The sequence below is a fragment of the Gordonia mangrovi genome (assembly GCF_024734075.1).
In the GTDB taxonomy this organism is placed as follows: domain Bacteria; phylum Actinomycetota; class Actinomycetes; order Mycobacteriales; family Mycobacteriaceae; genus Gordonia; species Gordonia mangrovi.
The window spans coordinates 3,987,090-4,006,755 of sequence record NZ_CP102850.1 but is presented as its reverse complement, the minus strand read 5'-3'; the positions used below and the strand labels follow the sequence as shown (position 1 = coordinate 4,006,755).

The 19,666-nt window shown below is 66.7% G+C and carries 16 protein-coding genes, 1 tRNA gene and 1 pseudogene; 6 read left to right on the top strand and 12 right to left on the bottom strand.

What is annotated here, in order from left to right; translation table 11 throughout:
* Positions 1-13 precede the first annotated feature (13 nt).
* From eno to NWF22_RS18175, 6 genes are all read right to left on the bottom strand, one after another.
* A complete protein-coding gene (eno, locus tag NWF22_RS18200) occupies positions 14-1,297 on the bottom strand; it encodes a phosphopyruvate hydratase (RefSeq protein WP_160903096.1) in 1,284 nt (427 codons plus the stop codon).
* A gap of 143 nt (positions 1,298-1,440) precedes the next feature.
* The gene (locus tag NWF22_RS18195) at positions 1,441-2,193 is read right to left on the bottom strand and encodes a lytic transglycosylase domain-containing protein (RefSeq protein WP_160903095.1); all 753 of its coding nucleotides are present in this window, start codon (positions 2,191-2,193) and stop codon (positions 1,441-1,443) included.
* A 99-nt stretch (positions 2,194-2,292) separates the two neighbouring features.
* The gene (locus NWF22_RS18190) at positions 2,293-3,249 is read right to left on the bottom strand and encodes a nucleoside triphosphate pyrophosphohydrolase (RefSeq protein WP_160903094.1); all 957 of its coding nucleotides are present in this window, start codon (positions 3,247-3,249) and stop codon (positions 2,293-2,295) included.
* 94 nt (positions 3,250-3,343) lie between these two features.
* Positions 3,344-6,940, bottom strand: a complete 3,597-nt coding sequence (gene mfd / locus NWF22_RS18185) for a transcription-repair coupling factor (RefSeq protein ID WP_160903093.1) — start codon at positions 6,938-6,940, stop codon at positions 3,344-3,346.
* Between the two features lie 54 nt (positions 6,941-6,994).
* Complete coding sequence (locus NWF22_RS18180; RefSeq protein WP_160903092.1) at positions 6,995-7,492, bottom strand: GNAT family N-acetyltransferase; 498 nt, start codon at positions 7,490-7,492, stop codon at positions 6,995-6,997.
* A gap of 37 nt (positions 7,493-7,529) precedes the next feature.
* Positions 7,530-8,234: a TetR/AcrR family transcriptional regulator gene (locus NWF22_RS18175; protein WP_160903091.1), complete on the bottom strand. Its 705-nt coding sequence runs from the start codon at positions 8,232-8,234 to the stop codon at positions 7,530-7,532.
* Positions 8,235-8,281: 47 nt separating this feature from the next.
* On the opposite strand from NWF22_RS18175, the gene NWF22_RS18170 reads away from it, so the two are divergent.
* Positions 8,282-8,695 carry a nuclear transport factor 2 family protein gene (locus NWF22_RS18170; RefSeq protein ID WP_160903090.1) on the top strand — a complete coding sequence of 138 codons (414 nt, stop codon included), beginning with the start codon at positions 8,282-8,284 and terminating at the stop codon, positions 8,693-8,695.
* Positions 8,696-8,920: 225 nt separating this feature from the next.
* Positions 8,921-9,224 (top strand): annotated as a pseudogene (locus NWF22_RS18165) (ABC transporter permease subunit); the annotation flags it as partial.
* A gap of 16 nt (positions 9,225-9,240) precedes the next feature.
* Here NWF22_RS18165 and NWF22_RS18160 read toward each other — a convergent pair.
* From NWF22_RS18160 to NWF22_RS18140, 5 genes are all read right to left on the bottom strand, one after another.
* Positions 9,241-9,405, bottom strand: coding sequence for a hypothetical protein (locus NWF22_RS18160; protein ID WP_160903089.1), 165 nt, complete (start codon positions 9,403-9,405; stop codon positions 9,241-9,243).
* A gap of 93 nt (positions 9,406-9,498) precedes the next feature.
* Positions 9,499-11,565, bottom strand: coding sequence for an HNH endonuclease signature motif containing protein (locus NWF22_RS18155; RefSeq protein ID WP_160903088.1), 2,067 nt, complete (start codon positions 11,563-11,565; stop codon positions 9,499-9,501).
* A gap of 896 nt (positions 11,566-12,461) precedes the next feature.
* A complete protein-coding gene (locus NWF22_RS18150) occupies positions 12,462-14,039 on the bottom strand; it encodes a cation:proton antiporter domain-containing protein (RefSeq protein WP_160903377.1) in 1,578 nt (525 codons plus the stop codon).
* Positions 14,040-14,257: 218 nt separating this feature from the next.
* Positions 14,258-14,329 (bottom strand) — tRNA-Gln (locus tag NWF22_RS18145).
* 112 nt (positions 14,330-14,441) lie between these two features.
* Positions 14,442-15,197: an SDR family oxidoreductase gene (locus tag NWF22_RS18140; protein WP_160903087.1), complete on the bottom strand. Its 756-nt coding sequence runs from the start codon at positions 15,195-15,197 to the stop codon at positions 14,442-14,444.
* A gap of 126 nt (positions 15,198-15,323) precedes the next feature.
* Between NWF22_RS18140 and glmU the strand changes: the two genes are divergently transcribed.
* Genes glmU through arsC form a run of 3 tightly spaced genes read left to right on the top strand, consistent with a single transcriptional unit; the run spans position 15,324 to position 18,205 of the window.
* Positions 15,324-16,805, top strand: a complete 1,482-nt coding sequence (gene glmU, locus NWF22_RS18135; RefSeq protein ID WP_160903086.1) for a bifunctional UDP-N-acetylglucosamine diphosphorylase/glucosamine-1-phosphate N-acetyltransferase GlmU — start codon at positions 15,324-15,326, stop codon at positions 16,803-16,805.
* Positions 16,806-16,836: 31 nt separating this feature from the next.
* The gene (locus NWF22_RS18130) at positions 16,837-17,814 is read left to right on the top strand and encodes a ribose-phosphate diphosphokinase (RefSeq protein ID WP_160903085.1); all 978 of its coding nucleotides are present in this window, start codon (positions 16,837-16,839) and stop codon (positions 17,812-17,814) included.
* A 49-nt stretch (positions 17,815-17,863) separates the two neighbouring features.
* Positions 17,864-18,205: an arsenate reductase (glutaredoxin) gene (gene arsC, locus NWF22_RS18125; protein ID WP_160903084.1), complete on the top strand. Its 342-nt coding sequence runs from the start codon at positions 17,864-17,866 to the stop codon at positions 18,203-18,205.
* A 9-nt stretch (positions 18,206-18,214) separates the two neighbouring features.
* Here the strand turns inward: arsC and NWF22_RS18120 are convergent, their stop codons facing one another.
* Entirely contained in the window at positions 18,215-18,658 is a 444-nt protein-coding gene (locus tag NWF22_RS18120) for a limonene-1,2-epoxide hydrolase family protein (RefSeq protein WP_160903083.1), read from the bottom strand.
* A 372-nt stretch (positions 18,659-19,030) separates the two neighbouring features.
* Here NWF22_RS18120 and NWF22_RS18115 point away from each other — a divergent pair, with 372 nt between their 5' ends.
* Positions 19,031-19,651 carry a 50S ribosomal protein L25/general stress protein Ctc gene (locus NWF22_RS18115; protein WP_160903082.1) on the top strand — a complete coding sequence of 207 codons (621 nt, stop codon included), beginning with the start codon at positions 19,031-19,033 and terminating at the stop codon, positions 19,649-19,651.
* The last annotated feature ends 15 nt before the right edge of the window (positions 19,652-19,666 follow it).

Here is a 19,666-nt window from a genome sequence, read left to right as displayed (position 1 = left end):
GGGGTCCAGCTAATCACGAACCAAACGAGAATCGTGGGAAGGCGAGGTCACCCGCGTAGCGTGCCGCATCGCCGAGGCCTTCCTCGATACGCAGCAGCTGGTTGTACTTGGCGACGCGCTCGCTGCGGGCGGGTGCGCCGGTCTTGATCTGTCCGCACGCGCAGGCCACGGCGAGGTCGGCGATCGTGGTGTCCTCGGTCTCACCGGACCGGTGGCTCATCATCGTCTTGTAGCCGTTGTTGTGCGACAACGCGACGGCGTCGAGGGTCTCGGTGAGCGAACCGATCTGGTTGACCTTCACCAGCAGGGCGTTGGCGACGTCCTCGGAGATGCCGCGTTCCAAACGCTCCGGGTTGGTGACGAACAGGTCGTCGCCGACGAGCTGGACCTTGTCGCCGACGGCTTCGGTGAGCTTCGCCCAACCGGTCCAGTCGTCCTCGGCCAACCCGTCCTCGATCGACACGATCGGGAAGTCGTTGACGAGCTTCTCGTAGAACGGCACCATCTCGTCGGTCGAGTAGTCACGTCCCTCGAGCTTGTAGACACCGTCGCGATAGAACTCGGTCGCCGCGGCATCCAGTGCGATCACGACGTCCTTGCCGAACGAATACCCGGCCTTCTCGACCGCCTCACCGATCACACTGATCGCGGCGTCGGTGTTCGGCAGATCCGGGGCGAAACCGCCCTCGTCGCCCAGCGCGGTCGCCAGTCCCTGCTTGGCGAGCACCGACTTCAGCGCGTGATACACCTCGGCGCCACACCGCAGCGCCTCCTTGAAGGTGGGGGCGCCGATCGGAGAGATCATGAACTCCTGGAAGTCGATGCCGTTGTCGGCGTGCTCACCACCGTTGATGATGTTCATGCACGGCACGGGCAGAATGTGCGCATTCGGGCCGCCGATGTAGCGGAACAGCGGCAGTCCGGCCGATTCCGCGGCGCCCTTGGCGACTGCCAGCGACACACCGAGGATGGCGTTGGCGCCGATGCGACCCTTGTCCGGCGTGCCGTCGCAGTCGAGCAACGCCTGGTCGACGAGCCGCTGCTCTTCGGCCTCCAGACCGATGACCGCCGGTGCGAGTTCGCCCAGCACACCCTCGACCGCTTTCGTGACACCCTTACCGACATACCGGTCGCCGCCGTCACGCAGCTCGACCGCCTCGTGTTCGCCGGTCGACGCGCCGGAGGGAACCGCGGCGCGGGTGAAGGTGCCATCATCCAGAACAACTTCGACCTCGACGGTCGGATTGCCCCGCGAATCCAGGATCTCGCGTGCACCGACCTGCTCGATCATTGCCACAGTTCTAGCCCCTTTGTCCTCGACGGAACGACGCCACGTCGGCGCCGCCAGGTACGGGTCAAAGCCTAATCGCTGGACGCAGCGCCCACGCGGCAAGGGCCGGAGTCGTTTGCCTACTCTTCGGTAGTGGTGCCGGGTCCGGGTCAGTAGCGGACGTTGATCGAATACGCGTTGGCGCGATCACGCACATCCAGGACGTACGGTGTCGAGTTGTTGTAGACCTTGACAGCCTTCTCCCAGCCCTCGGGGGTGGTCATGTCTCCGCCGGAGGACACGCAGAGGTAGCGTGCGGCCGACAATGCGGCGTCGTCGATGTTGTCCGGGTCGGCCCGCCCGTCACCGTTGGCGTCGACGCCATAGCGACTCCACGTCTCCGGGATGAACTGGAACGGCCCCATCGCGCGATCGTGGACGGAGTCGCCGTCCATCGTGCCGCCGTCGGTGTCGTGGATCTGCATGTTGCCGCGGGTGCCGTCGAGCGCGACGCCGCGGATCGGCGGTGACGTGTCCCCATTGGCGGCGATGTCGGTGCCGCGATGGGTGCCGTGCTTGCTCTCCACCGCGGCGACCCCGGCCAACGTCGTCCAGGCCAACCCGCACTCGGGGTGCTGCTGACGCTGGATCTCCGCGGCGTTGCCGTAGGCCTCCAACGCGATCGCCGGGATCCGGGTCGACTCCGCGATGGGGGCAGCCCACTCGCCCAGCAGGTCGGCGGTCCGGCCAGGGGCGTTGATGTCGATATACGGGGTCGGCACACCCGCGCCGGGTGGGATGCCGTCGGGGATGTCGGGCCGATTGAGCGACGGCAGGTCCAGACATGCCGATGCCGCCAGGGCGGTCACCACCAACGTCAACGGCGCGACCACCAGTCGCCTACCGGCTCGGCGCCGTGCCATCCTCGGTCCCTCCAGTCACATCGCCACCCGGTCGTTTCGTCGCAGGGCGGATTGGCCCCATTCTCCATGACAACTTTGCGACAGCACTTTTGGTTCCATTCAGGCGTGGTCACCGTCGACCTGGGCACTGGTCACTGTCGACTGGGCACCGGTCTCGCCCGCCTCGTGAAACACCGACAGCCAGCTGTCGCGGTCGGCGAGCGTCAGCCCCTCGGCCTGCGCCCGTTGCTCCGCACAGCGGATCTGCGACATCAGTCGCCGGACGCGTTGTCGAGCGATCTCCTCGGCACTGTCACCCCCGGGCTGCACCGACACCCGGGTCAGGTCCGGATCGACACGGTCCATCGGGAAACCGGCGGCGTCGAGCCGCTCCAGCACCTTCTGCGCCAGAGCCAGCGCCGGCGCCGTCGTCGCGACCCCGTCGAGCACCGAACCGCGGGCCTTCTCGGCGGCCTTGCGTTCCTCCCACTCCCTGATCTGGGTGTCGAGATCGGCATGTGCACCGGACAAGATGCCGGGCGTGCGACCACGCACCTTCGCGGTGAAACTGCGTGCCACGTCATCGATGTCGAACGGGTGGTCGGGGTGATCGGCGGCGATGCGAGCGTGGAACAGCACCTGCAGCAGCAGATCGCCGAGTTCTTCGCGGAGCAGGTCATGGTCGCCGTCGTCGATCGCATCGAGCAGTTCGTAGCATTCCTCGAGCAGGTACCGGCGCAGCGATGCGTGCGTCTGTGTACTCTCCCACGGCCCGTTACGACGCAGTGTGTCCATCAGGGCCACCGACTCGAGCAAGGCGTCGCCGGGGACCGGCGCCGCGCCGATGACATCCTCGCCCCGCGCCATCCGGGCGAGCACGAAGCGGTGTGCGCGGTCACTGCTGAGCAGAGTGGCCCCGGGGTCGTCGTGTTCGGCCCAGGATGCCCCGGTGATGCCGAGGCCCCACAGGGTCGTCGGATGAATGTCCTCCGTGACGGCCAGCGGCCCGGACAGCAGTGGCACCGCACGCGTCGGGATCGTGTCCGGCCGTAGCGGATCGAGCAGGATGACGGTCATCGACGATCCATTCCCTTCGAACGCAGGTGGCTCGAACGTATCCCAGACTCCGCGGATCGGAGGTCATGACCCGCCGCCCCGAGCGCGTTGGCGGTCAGGCGGGGTCGGCGCGCAGGGCCAGTAGGAACGTCGTCAGGTAGTCGATCAGCTCTTCGTCGCGCACTCGGGCCGATCCGACACCCCCGGTGCGTGGGATCGGCAGGGTGATGACCGACGTCGTGGCGCGATAGCCCGCCGACGGGTACAGGCGCTTGAGCCGGACCTGCTCGCTGTCGAGGAGGGTCATCGGCGAGATCTTCACGCCCGTGCCGGCCAGGCCCACCTCGGCGACGCCACGCTCGCGGCACCGCAGCCGGAAACGTGCGATGGCGGCCAACCGACGGGTCTCCTCAGGTGGCTCGCCGTAGCGGTCGGCGAGTTCGGCGAGCACACCGTCCACGGCCGCGTCGTCGGTGGCCCCGGCGAGTTTGCGGTACGCCTCGAGCCGCAGACGGTCGGAGTCGACGTATTCGACGGGGATGTGGGCGTCGACCGGCAGGTCGATGCGCACCTCGGTCGGTTCGCTGGTTTCGACGGGTTTGCCGTCGGCGGCGGCGCGATAGGCCTCGACCGCCTCTCCGACCAGCCGCACATACAGGTCGAAACCGACCCCGGCGACGTGTCCGGATTGCTCACCGCCCAAGACGTTTCCGGCGCCGCGGAGCTCCAGGTCCTTGAGCGCCACAGCCATGCCGGCACCCAGTTCGTTGTTCTGCGCAATGGTGGCGAGCCGGTCGTAGGCGGTCTCGGTGAGCGGACGATCCGGACTGTAGAGCAGGTACGCGTAGCCGCGTTCGCGGCTGCGCCCGACCCGGCCTCGGAGCTGATGCAGCTGCGAGAGCCCGAGATTCTCGGCGCGGTCGACGATCAGGGTGTTGGCGTTGGAGATGTCGAGTCCGGTCTCGATGATCGTGGTGCAGACCAGGACGTCGTACTCGCGATTCCAGAACCCGGCGACGGTCCGCTCCAGCTGATCCTCGTTCATCTGCCCGTGCGCCACCACGACCCGCGCCTCCGGCACCATCGCCGCGATGTCGCGGGCGGTCTTGTCGATGGTCGAGACACGGTTGTGCACATAGAACACCTGGCCGTCGCGGAGCAGTTCACGCCGGATGGCCGCCGCGACCTGTTTCGCCGAGTAGCCGCCGACGTAGGTGAGCACCGGATGCCGCTCCTCTGGCGGGGTCAGGATTGTCGACATCTCGCGGATACCGGCCATCGACATCTCCAGAGTGCGCGGGATCGGCGTCGCCGACATCGTCAGCACGTCGACATGTGTCCGCAGCGATTTGATGTGCTCCTTGTGCTCCACACCGAAGCGCTGTTCTTCGTCGACGATGACCAGCCCGAGGTCTTTCCAGGTCACCCCGGTCTGCAGCAGCCGGTGGGTACCGATGACGACGTCGACGTCACCCGCCGCCATCGCGTCGACGATCTCCTTGGACTCCTTGACGTCGGTGAAGCGCGACAACCCGCGCACGCGCACCGGAAACCCGGCCATGCGCTCGGTGAAGGTCTGCAGATGTTGTTGCGCGAGAATAGTTGTCGGAACCAGTACGGCGACCTGCTTGCCGTCCTGCACCGCTTTGAACGCCGCCCGGACGGCGATCTCGGTCTTGCCGTACCCCACGTCGCCGACGATGACGCGGTCCATCGGGACGGGTCGTTCCATGTCGGCCTTCACCTCGGCGATGACCGTCAGTTGATCGACGGTCTCGGTGAAGTCGAAGGCGTCTTCCATCTCCCGCTGCCAGGGTGAATCCGGGCTGAAGGCATGCCCGGGGGCCGCGTGGCGCGCGGCGTAGAGTTGCACGAGCTCGCCGGCGATCTCCCGAACGGCCTTGCGCGCCTTGCGTTTCGTGTTCTGCCAATCCGAGCCGCCGAGTTTGGACAGCGACGGCTGTTCGCCGCCGACGTAGCGCGAGAGTTGGTCCAGCGCATCCATCGGAACGAACAGCCGATCACCGGGCTGACCACGCTTGCTCGCCGCGTACTCCAGCACGAGATACTCCCGGCGAGCACCCGAGACGGTCCGCTCGATCATCTCGACGAACTTGCCGATGCCGTGCTGATCGTGCACCACGAGGTCGCCGGCGCTCAGCGCCAGCGGGTCGACCTGGTTGCGACGTTTGGCCGGCAGCCGGCGGCCGTCCCGTACGCCGGCGACCCGGTTGCCGGTCAGATCGCTCTCGGTGACGATGACGAGTCCTGCAGCTGGACAGACCAATCCGGCACGCAACGTGCCGTGAAACACCGACACCTGGCCGGGTTCGGGCCGGGCCCCGGGCTCGACGATCACGGCGGGCACCTCGGCCTCGGCCAGCCGCTCGCCGACGCGCTGCGCCGTGCCCTTGCCCGCCACGACGATGGCGGCGGACCCGCCGGTGGTCACGTGCGCACGCAGACTCGCGAATGTGGCGGCGATCTCGTCGTCGTTGCCGCGCGGAGCCGGCCCTGCGGCCAGATCGAGCGCGACTTCGTCGTCGCTGCCGGTGGCCAGCGGACTCATCGTCCACCACGAGCGACCGGCCGCGACCGTGGTCTTCTCGACGTCGCCCATGGACCGATATGCGCTGGCCTGCAAGTCGATCCCAGCGCTGCCGGCATCCCGGCCGTCGAGCGGGGCGTCGGCGCCCAGCGCCGCCGCCGTCCAGGACGCCTCCAGGAACTCCGCACCGGTCTGCGCGAGATCTGCGGCGCGGGTGCGGATCTTCTCCGGGTCCAGCAGCAACACCCCGGTACCGTCGGGCATGACCTCGGTCAGCATCTGCATCTGCCCGTCCACCAGCATCGGGATGAGGGCCTCCATCCCCTCCACGGGGATGCCCTCGGCGAGCTTGGCGAGCATGTCGGCGAGTACCTTCTCCCCGGCGTGCTCGACGGCGAGGTCGGCGGCCCGGGCGCGCACCTCGGTGGACAGGATCAGCTCGCGTCCCGGGTGGATGCGCACCGTCGATGCGTCGATCTCGGGCTGACTGCGTTGATCGGCGACCGAGAACGCCCGCATCTCGGTGATCTCGTCGCCCCAGAACTCGACGCGGACCGGGTAGTCGGCGGTGGTGGGGAACACGTCCAGGATGCCGCCGCGCACGGCGAACTCGCCGCGGCGCCCCACCATGTCGACGCGTTCGTAGGCCATCTCCACCAGATCGGTGAGCAACTGCTCGAAGTCCAGTTCCAGGCCCTCGCGCAGCAGGATGGTGCGGACCGATCCCAGGCCCGGCGCCATCGGCTGGACCAGCGAACGCACCGTGGTGACCACCACGCGCAGCGGCGCGGCGTCATCGGGCTCGGCGAGTCGGTGCAGCACGGCCAGTCGCTGTCCGACGGTGTCGGCGCTGGGCGAGAGCCGCTCATGCGGCAACGTCTCCCAGGACGGGAACTGCGCGACGGCGGACGGGTCGTCGAGCAGTTCGGCCAGTTCGGCGGTCAGATCGTCGGCTTCGCGACCGTTGGCCGACACCACGAGCAGCGGCGCGGGTGCGGATTCACCGGGGGTCGCGGACGCGAGGCAGGCAACCACGAACGGCCGGGCCGCGTCCGGCGCGGTGATGTCGAGGCGATCCTGGCCACGACGCCCGAGCAGGTCCGCGATCGCCTTGTCGGCACATGTCATTGCGGCGAGCCCGTGCAGGGCGGGGGTAGTCGACACTCCTGCGATTCTAACGACGGCGTCTGGCCCCACCGGACCCGCCTGTGGCCGGGATCAGCCCACCGACCGCTGGAGGTAGACGCAATCGATCCACTGGTCGAATTTGTATCCGACCGCGGGTGTGCGACCCACCTCGACGAAGCCGTTCGTCAGGTGCACGGCGATCGAGGCCTCTCCCCCGGTGGCGGCGATCACCGCGATGATCTGGCGCACGTTCGCGGGGTCGGCGGCGGAGACGAGGGCGGCGAGCAACCTCGTCCCCAGTCCGCGCCCGCCGGCGCCCGGCCGCAGGTAGATCGTGTCCTCGGCAGTCCGGTCGTAGGCTCGTTTGTCGCGGAACGGACCGAGATAGGCGAACCCCAGGACGTCGTCACGGTCCGCCACGACGAGGAAGGGCCGCCCCGCCGAGGTGATGCGGGAGATCTTGGCTGCCCAGTCCGACGACGTCGGCGCCTCGTAGTCGAATGTGGCGACCGTGTTGTCGACATAGTGGCGATAGATGTCGGCGATGGCCGCGCAGTCGGGGTCGGCGGCGGGACGGATGGTGACCATGGCGACGATGATGCCCCGGGGGCGGCGGTGCGGGCGGTCAACCCTGCTCGTCGTCAGCGGTGGTCCGCTCGCGGGCCTCGATGTAGTCGGGGCCGACGAGTTGCGGGGACGGATCGAGTCGGGTCAGTCCGTTCCAGCACAGGTTGACCAGATGCGCTGCGACGACCTCCTTGGAGGGTTCGCGCACGTCGAGCCACCATTGCGCGGTCACCGACACCATCCCCACCAGGGCCTGCGCGTACAGCGGCGCCAACGCCGGATCGAATCCCCGACGTTCGAAGTCGCCGGCGAGGATGTGTTCGACCTGGCTGATCGCGTCGTTGAGCAGGCTCGAGTACGTCATCGTGTCGGTGGCGTCGGTGCGGTCGCCGCGCACCAGGATGCGGAACCCGTCGGTGCGTTCCTCCATGTACGTCAACAAGGCGAGGGCGACCTGCTGGATGCGATAGAGCGACCGGTTCTTCGACAGCGACGACGTCACCATCTCCAGCAGTGTCTCCATCTCTCGATCCACCACAACGGCGTACAGACCCTCTTTGCCGCCGAAGTGTTCGTAGACGATGGGTTTGGACACCCCCGCGCGTTGGGCGATCTCCTCGACGGATGTGCCCTCGAAGCCCCGCTCCGCGAAGAGCCCGCGCGCCACCTCGATCAGCTGCAGCCGACGCTGTGCACCGGTCATCCGGGCCCGGGGCGCACGCTGCACCTCTTCGGAGGGGTCGGTGGGACGGCCAACTGCCATACCCATAACCCTAACGACGACCACCGCACATGGGGTAATCAATAGAGATGATGACCGTTGACGAGATCTCCGCACGGCTCGAGATCCAGCAGGTACTCACTGACTACTCGACTGCCGTCGATGCGGGGCGCTTCGACGACCTCGACGACGTCTTCACCCACGATGCCACCATCGACTACCGCGCGATGGGCGGGATCACCGGTGACCTCACCACGGTCAAAGCGTGGCTCGCGCAGGTCCTCCCGGCGTTCTCCACCTACTGTCACCTGCTCGGCAACCACGACATCCGTGTCGACGGAGACACCGCGAGAAGTCGCACGCTGTGCCTGAACCCGATGCAAACACCCGACGACACAACATTTCTGCTCGGTCTCTGGTACCGCGACACTTGGCGCCGTTGCGAGCAGGGTTGGCGCATCGCCGAACGCACTCTGGAGAAGTGTTTCGACAAGCAGCTGTGATCTTTTCGCGGCCAAGCGGCCGATTCTCGTGACAATCGTAGTGTCGGGTATCAACACAGCTCAGCCGAAGTCGACATGCGTTCGCACATCACATATCTGCGCGTCGACCATTCGTAATACCCTCGGGTCATGGCCTTTCCGCGTTGGTGTGAGAACGGTCCGGCTGTGCACCTCGGTGCGTGGCCGGCGACAGCCGTCGGGGCCGTGACTGCGAGCGGGTTCGATGTGCAGCTGTGGGACTACGTTCAGGGTCACGCGGCAAATCTGACGTTTCTGACGTATCGGCATGCGTCACTGGCGTTCCAGACCGTCCTGGTCGGCACAGTGGTCGCGGTCGAGATTGCGGTGCTGGTCTACCGGGCACCGTTCTTCTCGGCGTTCACAGCCGATCATCGGCAATGCCATCGTGGGCCTTCGCTCGGTACCGCCGACGGTGATCGAATCCGCACGCGGGATCGGACTTCCGCGCTGGCGCATCCTGTTGTCGGTGGAACTTCCCATTGCCTGGCCGGTGATCCTCACCGGGATGATCCCTCCGATGTCGCCTACGAGTGGCTCAGGGACGAAGGAGTGATCGAGTAGGGGTGAGCGGTCGCCGCGACCTCCTCGTCGAGGGTCGCGCGGCCACGTTCGGCGACCTCGGAAAGGTCCTGGGCGAACGCACCGACAATGAGTTCATCGCGATTGGCGAAGGTCGACAGTGCGGACATGGCGCACAGAGTTCCGAACGACACCCCCGCTCTCTGTGGAGAGGGTCTCACCTATCGCTACCCCCGGCCGAACACACTCACCCAACACAGGGGTCAGCGCGGGTAAGTGACGATGCACTGACCGGTGCGGGCGTTGCGCCAGGTGATGGTGCGGTCGGTGTGCATGGTGGGGAGCCACGGGCCGTCGTGTTTGCGGTCGTGGTCGGGTCGGCATAGGGGTGCGAGGTTGAAGGCCACGGTCCAGCCGCCGGCCAGCGGGTCGGCGTGGAGGAATTTGTGTAGGTGGTCGAGTTCGCACTCTTCGGAGGGGCGGCCGCAGTAGGGGTAGCGGCAGCGTCGGTCGAGTTGGATGATCTCGGCGCGTAAGGCTGCTGAGGGTGCGTAGGTCAGTGCCCCGGGTGGTGGGGTGGCGAAGCCGCCGTGCCCGGTGGGGTCGATCGGCGGGGCCGGTGTGCGGTTGCCGAAGATGATCAGGCCGCTGGCGGTGCGGGTTTCACTCGGTGGGGCGGTGATGGTGGTGGCGTGGGGTGCGATCCGTGCGGCGTGGGCGGGGTCGATGGCGCCGTAGCCCATCAGGCGGGTGGGGTCGAGGCCGGTGGGGTCGTGCAGCAGGGTCAGGCCGGGGACGACGAGGCCTTTGTTGGTGTCGGAATCGGTGTCGGAGTCCGGGTCGGTGTCGGCGGGGTCGTTGTCAGAGTCATCGGCTACCGCGGCGTCTGCTGTGTCCTCGGCGTGTTCGTTATCGGTGGTGAGTTCGACCTCTGCGGCCGTGGTGACTTCAGTGTCTGCGTCGTCTGAGTCGGGGGCGTCGGTCGGCTCCGTATCGGCCCCGTCGGTGTCGTGCTCGGCGCGAGGTGCGGTGATGAACTCTCGTCGGGATTCCGCGGTGGGCTCGACGTCCTCAGCCTCGTCATCGGCATCGGCATCGATTCCGGTGCCCGACTGTTCGCCGTCAACCTCGATCGCGATGTCACGGTCATCATCGAGGTCGGCGAGGGTGATCGGCTGTTCTTCGGCCGCGTCAGGCCCACCCACTGCGGGTTCGTCGGCGGTGTCGACGGGTGCAGTGGCGTCGCCGCCCGTGCTGGTGTCGACCGACGAGTCGCGGACACTGCTGCCACCCACACTCGGGGTGGTGGCCGATGCTGGGTTGCTGGTGCGGGTTTGCGTGGCCGGGCAGGTGTCGTCGCCGCAGTGGCAGCGCAACTTCGCCCCGGGAGCCTTGATGATCTCCGCGAACGCCGCCACACGTTGGGCTTTGATACCGCGCCCATCCCGACGGCACACCCGCCGACCGATCAACGCGCTGATCCGCTCGCGCAGGTGCACACCGTGTTCGGCGGGAATGCAGGCGTCGACGGTCATGTGTCCGAACGCTTCGCTACCGATTTTCACATCGCCGAACAGGTCGGCGACGTCGTCGTGGGCCTCGACAGCCCGGTCGGGGTCGAGGGTGATGATGATGGCGTCGAGATCGGCCTGCAGCGCGGTGTCGGTGGTCGGGCGGCTGGCCAGATCGAGCACCACATCGTCGAAATCCCACGGCTCATCGTCGGTGGGATCGGTGTCGGCCGCACCATCACCGGCATCACCGGCATCACCGGCGTCACCGGCATCACCGGTGTCATCGGTGCCGTCACCGTCGGTGCCAGCATCAGTGTCGTCGTCGAAGTCGAGGGTGAGTTCCTCGTCATCGTCATCGTCGTCGGTGTCGGCGGTGTCGGTGTTGTCGGTGAGTTCGGCCAGTCGTGCTCGCAGGTCGCCGGTGGGGCCGGTGGCGGCGGCGCGGATGGCCACGCCCAGGCGGTGGGGGCTCAGGTCGCCGGCGCGGAAGGCGTCACGGATCTTGGGGTGTTCGTCGAGGAGTTCGTCGAGGTGGACCCATTCGCCGGCTTTGGTTCGGGCGATGCCCAGTTGCAGCGAGATTTCGCCTATGGCGGCTTTGTCGGCGGCGTTGCGGATTCGGTTCGGGGCGTAGTCGTTGTATCCGGTGAGGCGCTCGTTGTAGGTGGATTGGCCGATTTGGCGGGCGATCTGCATGGCGATGGCTTGGGCTTGGTTGCTCAGCCGGAGGGCGTCGCGGCCGTATTGGGCCAACTCGTCGAGGCTGCTGGTGGCCAGCAGGGCGTCGTCGGCGGCACGGTCGGTGAAGGTGAACACGACACGCTCCTTTCCGGCGACGACAGCGAGATCGGGATCGGGTTTGGTTGGTGGGGAATCGAACTGCTACCAGAGCATCGGGTGGGTCCGACAGTTTCGGTGGGCTGCAGGTGGGGTGTGGATTGATTGGTCGTTGAGCTGTTGGGTTCAGGATATCGGCGGGGTGTGACAATTCCGTTCGGGTGACATAGCCTGCGGGACAATGCTCGTGGACTGTCTGTCTCGGGTGGTGGTGGTCTCGATACGTCCTCGGCTGGCGCCTCGGCCTACTCGACCACCGGAGGTGTCGTCGCGGGATTGGTTGGTGGGGAATCGAACTGCTGTCAGACTATCGGGCGGGTCCGACAGTTTCGGTGGGCTGCAGGTGGGGTGTGACAATTCCGTTCGGGGTGACATTGCCTGCGGGACAATGCTTGCGGCGGCTCTGCCCCGGGTGATGGTTGTCTCGATACGACCTCGGCTAGCGCCTCGGACTACTCGACCACCAGAGGGTGGATTCGCGGGATTGGTTGGTGAGGAATCGAACTGCTATCAGAGTATCGGGTGGGTCTGACAACTTTGGCGCGCTGCGGGTGGGGTGTGGATGAGTCATTGCGATGAGTTGCGGGTTCAGGACAACGGCGCGGTACGACAACTTTCCTGGCCGAGAACAGTTGCAGTGGAGGGCTCTTCGTGACGATTCGCCCGATTCTCGCTGCCCTCCTCATGGGTCGGAGGATGCGTGCTCGCAAGCTTGGTCAGATCCCGTAGTGCTGGGTCACCCGATTGCCCCAAGAGCACCACATCGCCCATCTGCCAGGTACATCGGAAAGTGGCCTCCGGCTTGGTGATGCGATTCTGTAGCAGCCGGTGCAATTCTCCGAACTCGGCCGACTTGCGTCCTCGAGACTCTCACGTCATGAATTGCCGCCGGTTCGTTCTGTCGGGGGCTGATCGGGCGGTTCATCACCGTGCGCGGTATCACCGCCGGCCACCTGATCGGCCAACTCCAGACCGGCACCGGCGTACACGTTGAAGGCGATCCCCACGCCGTGGTCCTTGGCCCACTGCACCTCGTCGTCGTAGCGCGCGACCGACGCCACCTTGCCGCTGAATCCGGACTCGCGCAGGCATTCGAGTGCGGTCACATTGGCGCCGTGACGCGGCATGGCCAGCACGGCGATGCTCACCGAACCCGACCGGCGCAGCTGATTCCAGAAGTCCAGGTCGGTGGCGTCACCCTCGATGACGCGCAGACCCTGATCTTTGAGCCGCCCGATGCGTGGGCCGTCGTAATCGACACCCACCACGCGGAGCCCGTAGTGGTCGGTGAGCCGCTGATAGGCGGCGAAACCGACGCGGCCCATACCGATCACCACGACCTCGGCGTCGCCGGCGTCCCCGGGACGCTCCTCGGGATGCAGCGTCTGTTCGTCCTGAGCTGGTAGCCGCGCGGCGATCTTCTCCACCATCAGGTGCCCGCGGCCGTTGACCAATGCCGAGACGACGAAGCTCAGAGCCACCGCGATGGACATCTCCACCAGCCACGCCTCGGCCAGCAGACCGGAGGTGACCCCGACCGACACCACGATCAGCCCGAATTCGGAGTAGTTCATCAGGCCCAGCCCGGCGAGGATCGCCGTGCGGTAGCGCAACTTGAGAAATGACAGCAGCGCGACGTACCACGCCGCCTTCAACGGCAACAGCAACACCATCAGGACCGCGACAGCGATGGTGGGCAGGTCGGGCAGACCGGTCAGGCCGATCGACACGAAGAACGCGACGAGCAACAGCTCCTTGAGATGGAACAGCGAGCGTGCCAGTTCCGACGACGCGGGATGAGACGCCAGCAGGACACCGACGATCAGCGCGCCGAGGTCACCTTTGAGGCCGACGGCGGTGAACCAGGCGTAGCCGGGAACCAGCGCCATGACGATGCCGAACAACGACTGCATCTCGCCGTGGCCGAGCCGGCCCCAGATCTGCCGCAGCACGCGGGTCAGCGGCCACAAGGCCACCAGCGTCAACGCCCACGGACTCGGCGGATGCCCGCCGCTGACCGTCAGGAAGACCACCGCGACGATGTCCTGCATCACCAGGATGCCGATGGCGATGCGGCCGTAGAGCGAGTGGGATTCGCCACGCTCCTCGAGGATCTTCACCACGAACACCGTGCTGGAGAACGACAGCGCAAACGCGAGCAGAGCGATCGTCTGCACGCTCTGGCCGGCCAGCATCGCCATCCCGGCCACCGCGGCCAGCCACAGCACGATGGCACCGAGGACCACGCTGATGATCATGTGCACCGACGTCGTCAACCACACCTCGCGGCGCAGCAGGATGCGGACGTTGAGTTTGAGTCCGATCGCGAACAGCAGCAGCGTGACGCCCAGATCGGCGAGTACCTCCAGCTGGGGCAACTCTTCGACGTCCATCGCGTTGAGGACGAACCCGGCCGCCAGGAACCCGACCAACGGAGGCAGGCGCAACGCCATGGCGAGGCCACCCAGACCGAAGGTGACGACGAGATAGACGGCGATGACCTCGGTCACGATGCTCCCTACTTCTCACCCTGAGTCCAGGGTGTGCGCGGTCATCGGAGGGCCGACGACCACAGATGTGCGGTGTGAGGTCTCTCAGTATTCCGACAAATGCCGGATTCCGCTGTGGACCGTTCCCACCGGGAAGCCGATTGGCGCGACGAGATTCAGTGCTCCCCCACCAGGACTCGAACCTGGAATGCCTGAACCAAAATCAGAAGTGTTGCCGATTACACCATGGGGGATTGCGCGCAGACGATTGTGCCACAGGCACCGCCCACGCTTCTGGCCGCACCTGCAGGGTCTGGTCGCAGTCTCCACCGCAAGCCGGAACCCGCAGGTGCGGCCGGAACGCGATCAGTCCTTCGGCCCGCCCGCGGCGTAGACGACCTGGCCGGAGATGAAGCCGGCGCCCTCGCTGACGTAGAACGAGGCCAGGTGTGCGATGTCCTCCGGGGTGCCGACGCGGTTCACCGGGATCTCCTTGGCGGCGGCGGCCTTGAAGTCCTCGAACGACACCTTCATGCGGTCGGCGGTCGCGGCGGTCATCTCGGTGGCGATGAAGCCGGGGGCGATGGCGTTGGCGGTGACGCCGAACTTGCCCAGCTCGATCGCCAGGGTCTTGGTGAAGCCCTGCATGCCGGCCTTGGCGGCCGAGTAGTTGGCCTGCCCGCGGTTGCCCAGAGCCGAAGTACTCGACAGGTTGACGATACGGCCCCAGCCGGCATCGACCATGTGCTTCTGGCAGGCCTTGCTCATGTTGAACGCGCCGCGCAGGTGCACCCCCATGACCGCGTCCCAGTCGTCGACGGTCATCTTGAACAGCATGTTGTCGCGGATGATGCCGGCGTTGTTGATCAGCACCGTCGGCGGGCCGAGCTCCTCGGTCACCTTGGCGACCGCCGCGGCCACCGACTCCTCGCTGGACACGTCGGCGCCGACCGCGATGGCCTTGCCGCCGGCGTCGGTGATCGCCTTGACGACATCGGCGCACGAATCCTCGTTCAGGTCGAGGACCGCGACGGCGAGTCCATCGGACGCGAGGCGCTTGGCGACGCCCGCGCCGATGCCGCGGGCGGCTCCGGTGACGATCGCGACTTTTTGAGTGGTCATGGGTGTACCTCCGTTGGTCTGGGGCGGTCTGTCGCCTCACTGTTTCTATCAGGCCCGAACAATCGCTCGGTACCACGTGGCGGGTCAGGGGCTCCACGGTGCGGCAACTGCGTACTATCGGGCCACATGACGGAGACGTCCACGCCCTCGACCGCTGTCATCGTTCTCGCCGCCGGCGCCGGCACGCGGATGAAGTCGAAGACACCGAAAATCCTGCACAGCCTGGCCGGGCGACCACTCGTCGGGCACGCGCTGCATGCCGCCGCAGGAATCGACCCATCGGATTTGATCGCCGTCGTCGGTCACGAACGCGAACGAGTGAGCGCCGCGATCGCCGACATCGCCGACGGCCTCGACCGCGAGATCGCGATCGCCATCCAGGATCAGCCGCACGGCACCGGCCATGCCGCGCGCGCGGGCCTGTCCGCGCTGCCAGAAGATTTCGCAGGGACTGTCGTGGTGATGGCCGCCGACCTGCCACTTCTCGATAGCGCCACCCTCGACGCGCTGGTCACGGCCCACACCTCCCACGGCGGCGCTGCCGTGACTCTGACCAGCTTCCGCGCTCCCGACCCCACTGGATACGGCCGGATCATCCGCACCAACGACTCGATGGTGCAGGCCATCGTCGAACACAAGGACGCCACCGACCGGCAGCGCGCGATCACCGAGGTCAACGCCGGGGTATATGCGTTCGACGCGGTCTTCCTCCGTTCAGCGCTGGGACAGCTCTCCACCGACAACGTGCAGGGCGAGTACTATCTCACCGACGTGATCGAGATCGCGCGCGACGCAGATCAGTCGATTCACGCCCTGACCGTCGACGACCCGACACTGGTCGCCGGCTGCAACGACCGAGTGCAACTCGCCGACCTCGGCGCGGAACTCAACCGGCGCATCATCCGCCGACATCAACTCGCGGGTGTGACCGTCGCCGATCCGACCAGCACCTGGATAGACGTCGGTGTGGTCCTGGGCACCGATGTCCGGGTGGAGCCCGGCACCCAGTTGCACGGCGCGACGACCGTCCACGACGACGCGGTCATCGGTCCCGACACGACTCTGAGTGACGTCACCGTCGGGCCCGGCGCCTCGGTGATCCGGACCCACGGCAGCGAGTCGGAGATCGGCGCGGGAGCACACGTGGGACCGTTCGCCTACCTGCGACCGGGCACCCGCCTCGGCGTCGGCGGCAAGATCGGCACGTTCGTGGAAACGAAGAAAGCGGACATCGGCGCGGGGTCCAAGATTCCGCACCTCACCTACGTCGGGGACGCGACGATCGGCGAACACACCAACATCGGCGCGTCGAGCGTGTTCGTGAATTATGACGGCGTGGCGAAACACCGTACGGTGATCGGGTCCCACTGCCGCACCGGGTCTGACAACATGTTTGTCGCGCCCGTACAGGTCGGGGACGGCGCCTACACGGGAGCAGGTACGGTTTTGCGGGACGATGTCCCGCCCGGCGCGCTGGCGGTGTCGGCAGGACAACAACGGAATATCGAGAATTGGGTGGTGCGCAAGCGCCCGGACACCGAGTCGGCCCGTGCGGCGCTCGATGCCCAACAGACCGACCGCCCGGCAGACCGCCACACCGGCGCCTGACCGCAGCAAGACTTCTAGCAGAAGAGTTTTCATGACCTGGACAACGGACAACCAGAAGAACTTGATGCTGTTCTCTGGCCGCGCGCACCCCGATCTCGCCAAGGCCGTCGCCGATGAACTCGGTATCAAGGTGACCCCGCAGACCGCGCGCGACTTCGCCAATGGCGAGATCTTCGTTCGTTTCGAGGAGTCGGTCCGTGGCTCCGACGCCTTCGTGCTGCAGAGCTGCCCCTACCCGTTGAACCAGTGGGTGATGGAGGCGCTCGTCATGATCGACGCCCTCAAGCGTGGATCGGCCAAGCGCATCAGCGTCATCCTCCCCTTCTATCCGTATGCCCGCCAGGACAAGAAGCACCGCGGCCGTGAGCCCATCTCGGCGCGACTGATCGCCGACCTGCTCAAGGCCGCCGGCGCCGACCGCATCATCACTGTCGACCTGCACACCGATCAGATCCAGGGCTTCTTTGACGGCCCGGTCGACCACATGCACGCACAGGGCCAGCTCGCCGAGTACGTGCGCGACACCTACGGCACCGAGAACATCACCGTCGTCTCCCCCGACTCCGGCCGTGTGCGGGTGGCGGAGAAGTGGGCCGACGCCCTCAACGGGGCACCGTTGGCCTTCATCCACAAGACCCGTGACCCGCTGGTGCCCAACCAGGTGAAGTCCAACCGGGTGGTCGGTGAGGTCGAGGGCCGCACCTGTGTGCTGATCGACGACATGATCGACACCGGCGGCACCATCGCCGGCGCCGTCCGGGTCCTCAAGGATGCCGGCGCCGGCGACGTGATCATCGCCACCACCCATGGTGTGTTCTCCGACCCGGCCGCCGAGCGGCTCGCGAGCTGCGGCGCCAGGGAGGTCATCGCCACCGACACCCTGCCGATCGGCGAGGACAAGCAGTTCGAGAACCTGACGGTGCTTTCGATCGCTCCGCTGCTGGCTCAGACGATCCGCGAGGTGTTCGAGAACGGCTCGGTGACGAGTCTGTTCAACGGCAGCGCGTAGTCCTCGGACACGCGATTTGCCTGCGGCCACACCAGGTATGGTGTGCTGCGTGGACGCGACGATCTATCACAACCCGAAATGTTCGACCTCCCGTAAGGCGCTGGAGAAGCTGCGGGAGGCGGGCGTCGAACCGACGATCGTCAAGTACCTGGATCGGCCGTACACCCGCGACCAGTTGAGGACGATGTTCGCCGACGCGGGTGTCACCGCACACCAGGCTGCCCGCAAGCGCGAAGCCCTCTACAAGGAACTGGCACTCGCCGACGCGTCCGAGGACGCGGTGCTCAATGCCATGGTCGAACATCCCGTTCTCGTCGAACGGCCGTTCGTGGTGACCGACAAGGGGACCCGACTGGGACGACCGCTGGAGTCGATCGACGAGATCCTCTGAGCCGACGCGCTATACGGCCACGACTTTCGGCGGCAGCGGCTTGCGCAGTGCCGGGATGACCGCACCCAGCAGCCCGCGCACAAGGGCCTTGGTCATGTCGTAGTAGTCGAAATAGTCCCGCCACACCGCGATTCGCCCCTCGCGGATCTCGAAGCGACCGCAGACCCAGAACTGCATGACGACCGGCCCGAACCGGAGCTCGTCGACGCGTTCGGTGAGCACGACCGGACCGTCGGCGGTGACGTTGACCATCCGATAGTTGAAGCCGGCCCAGGAGTACTTGTCCATCCCGGAGAAGATCCCCGCGACCTTGCGTTTCCCGTGCACCGTCGGCAGTGAGACGTTGGTGTAGGCGATGTTGTCGTCGACGTTGTCCAGAGCTGCCGCCGTGTCCGAACGGGCGAGATCGTCGAGGAAGGTCGTGACGATGTCGATCGGTGTCTGCGATGTCATGGGGCCAGTATGCCTGTGACGGCGGGTTGCGGATAGGTTCCGCCGGCCCGCGCGCCCACTTCCCTCCCGCGCGTGAAGTTGCGCGCGCGAGAGCACGGCGGCCGCGCGAGAGCGAGGTAGCCGCGCGAGAAGGTGGGCCGCAATCGACGAACAGGTCCGAGCCGGCGAATGTGACATCCGCCCTGGCCATCGGCTATCCTTGCCGACGTTGTCACGGCGAGGGTGGACATCCACCGTAATCGGCGCGACCATCGTGAATCCTCTTGCGGGCCTCTGGGGCGCCCGCCGGCTGGTTCCCGGTCGTCGTCACTCGCCGCGACCGAGACCAACCACCGCGGTTCATCACCGAACCGCCGAACGAGGAGAAGAACAATGGCAACTCAGGCTTCCAAACTGGCTGTCACCGTGCGCACCGAAAAGGGCAAGGGCGCTGCCCGTCGCGCCCGCCGCGAGGGCAAGGTTCCCGCCGTGCTGTACGGCCACGGCACCGACCCGCAGCACTTGAGCCTGCCGGCTCTCGAGTTCGCTGCGATCCTGCGCGCGAACGGCGTCAACGCGGTCGTCGACCTCGACATCGACGGCAGCAGCCAGCTGGCGCTGACCAAGCAGGTCGACGTCCACCCGATCCGCAACTACATCGAGCACGCCGACCTGCTCGTCATCCGCCGCGGCGAGAAGGTCACCGTCGAGGTCTACGTGGTCGTCGAGGGCGAGGCTGCTCCGGGCACCCTGGTGACCCAGGACGCGAGCACCGTCGAGATCGAGGCCGACGCGCTGTCGATCCCGGAGCAGATCACCGTCGACGTCGAGGGTGTGGAGGCCGGCAACGCCGTGCACGCATCGGATCTGGCGCTGCCCGAGGGTGTCACCCTGATCAGCGACCCGGACACGCTGATCGTCGCCATCAACGCCGCCCCGTCGTCCTCCGAGCTCGAGGAAGAGGCCGAAGAGGCCAGCGCCGAGACCCCCGGCACCGACGAAGCGGCCGAGTAGTCTCCGGTCCACGAC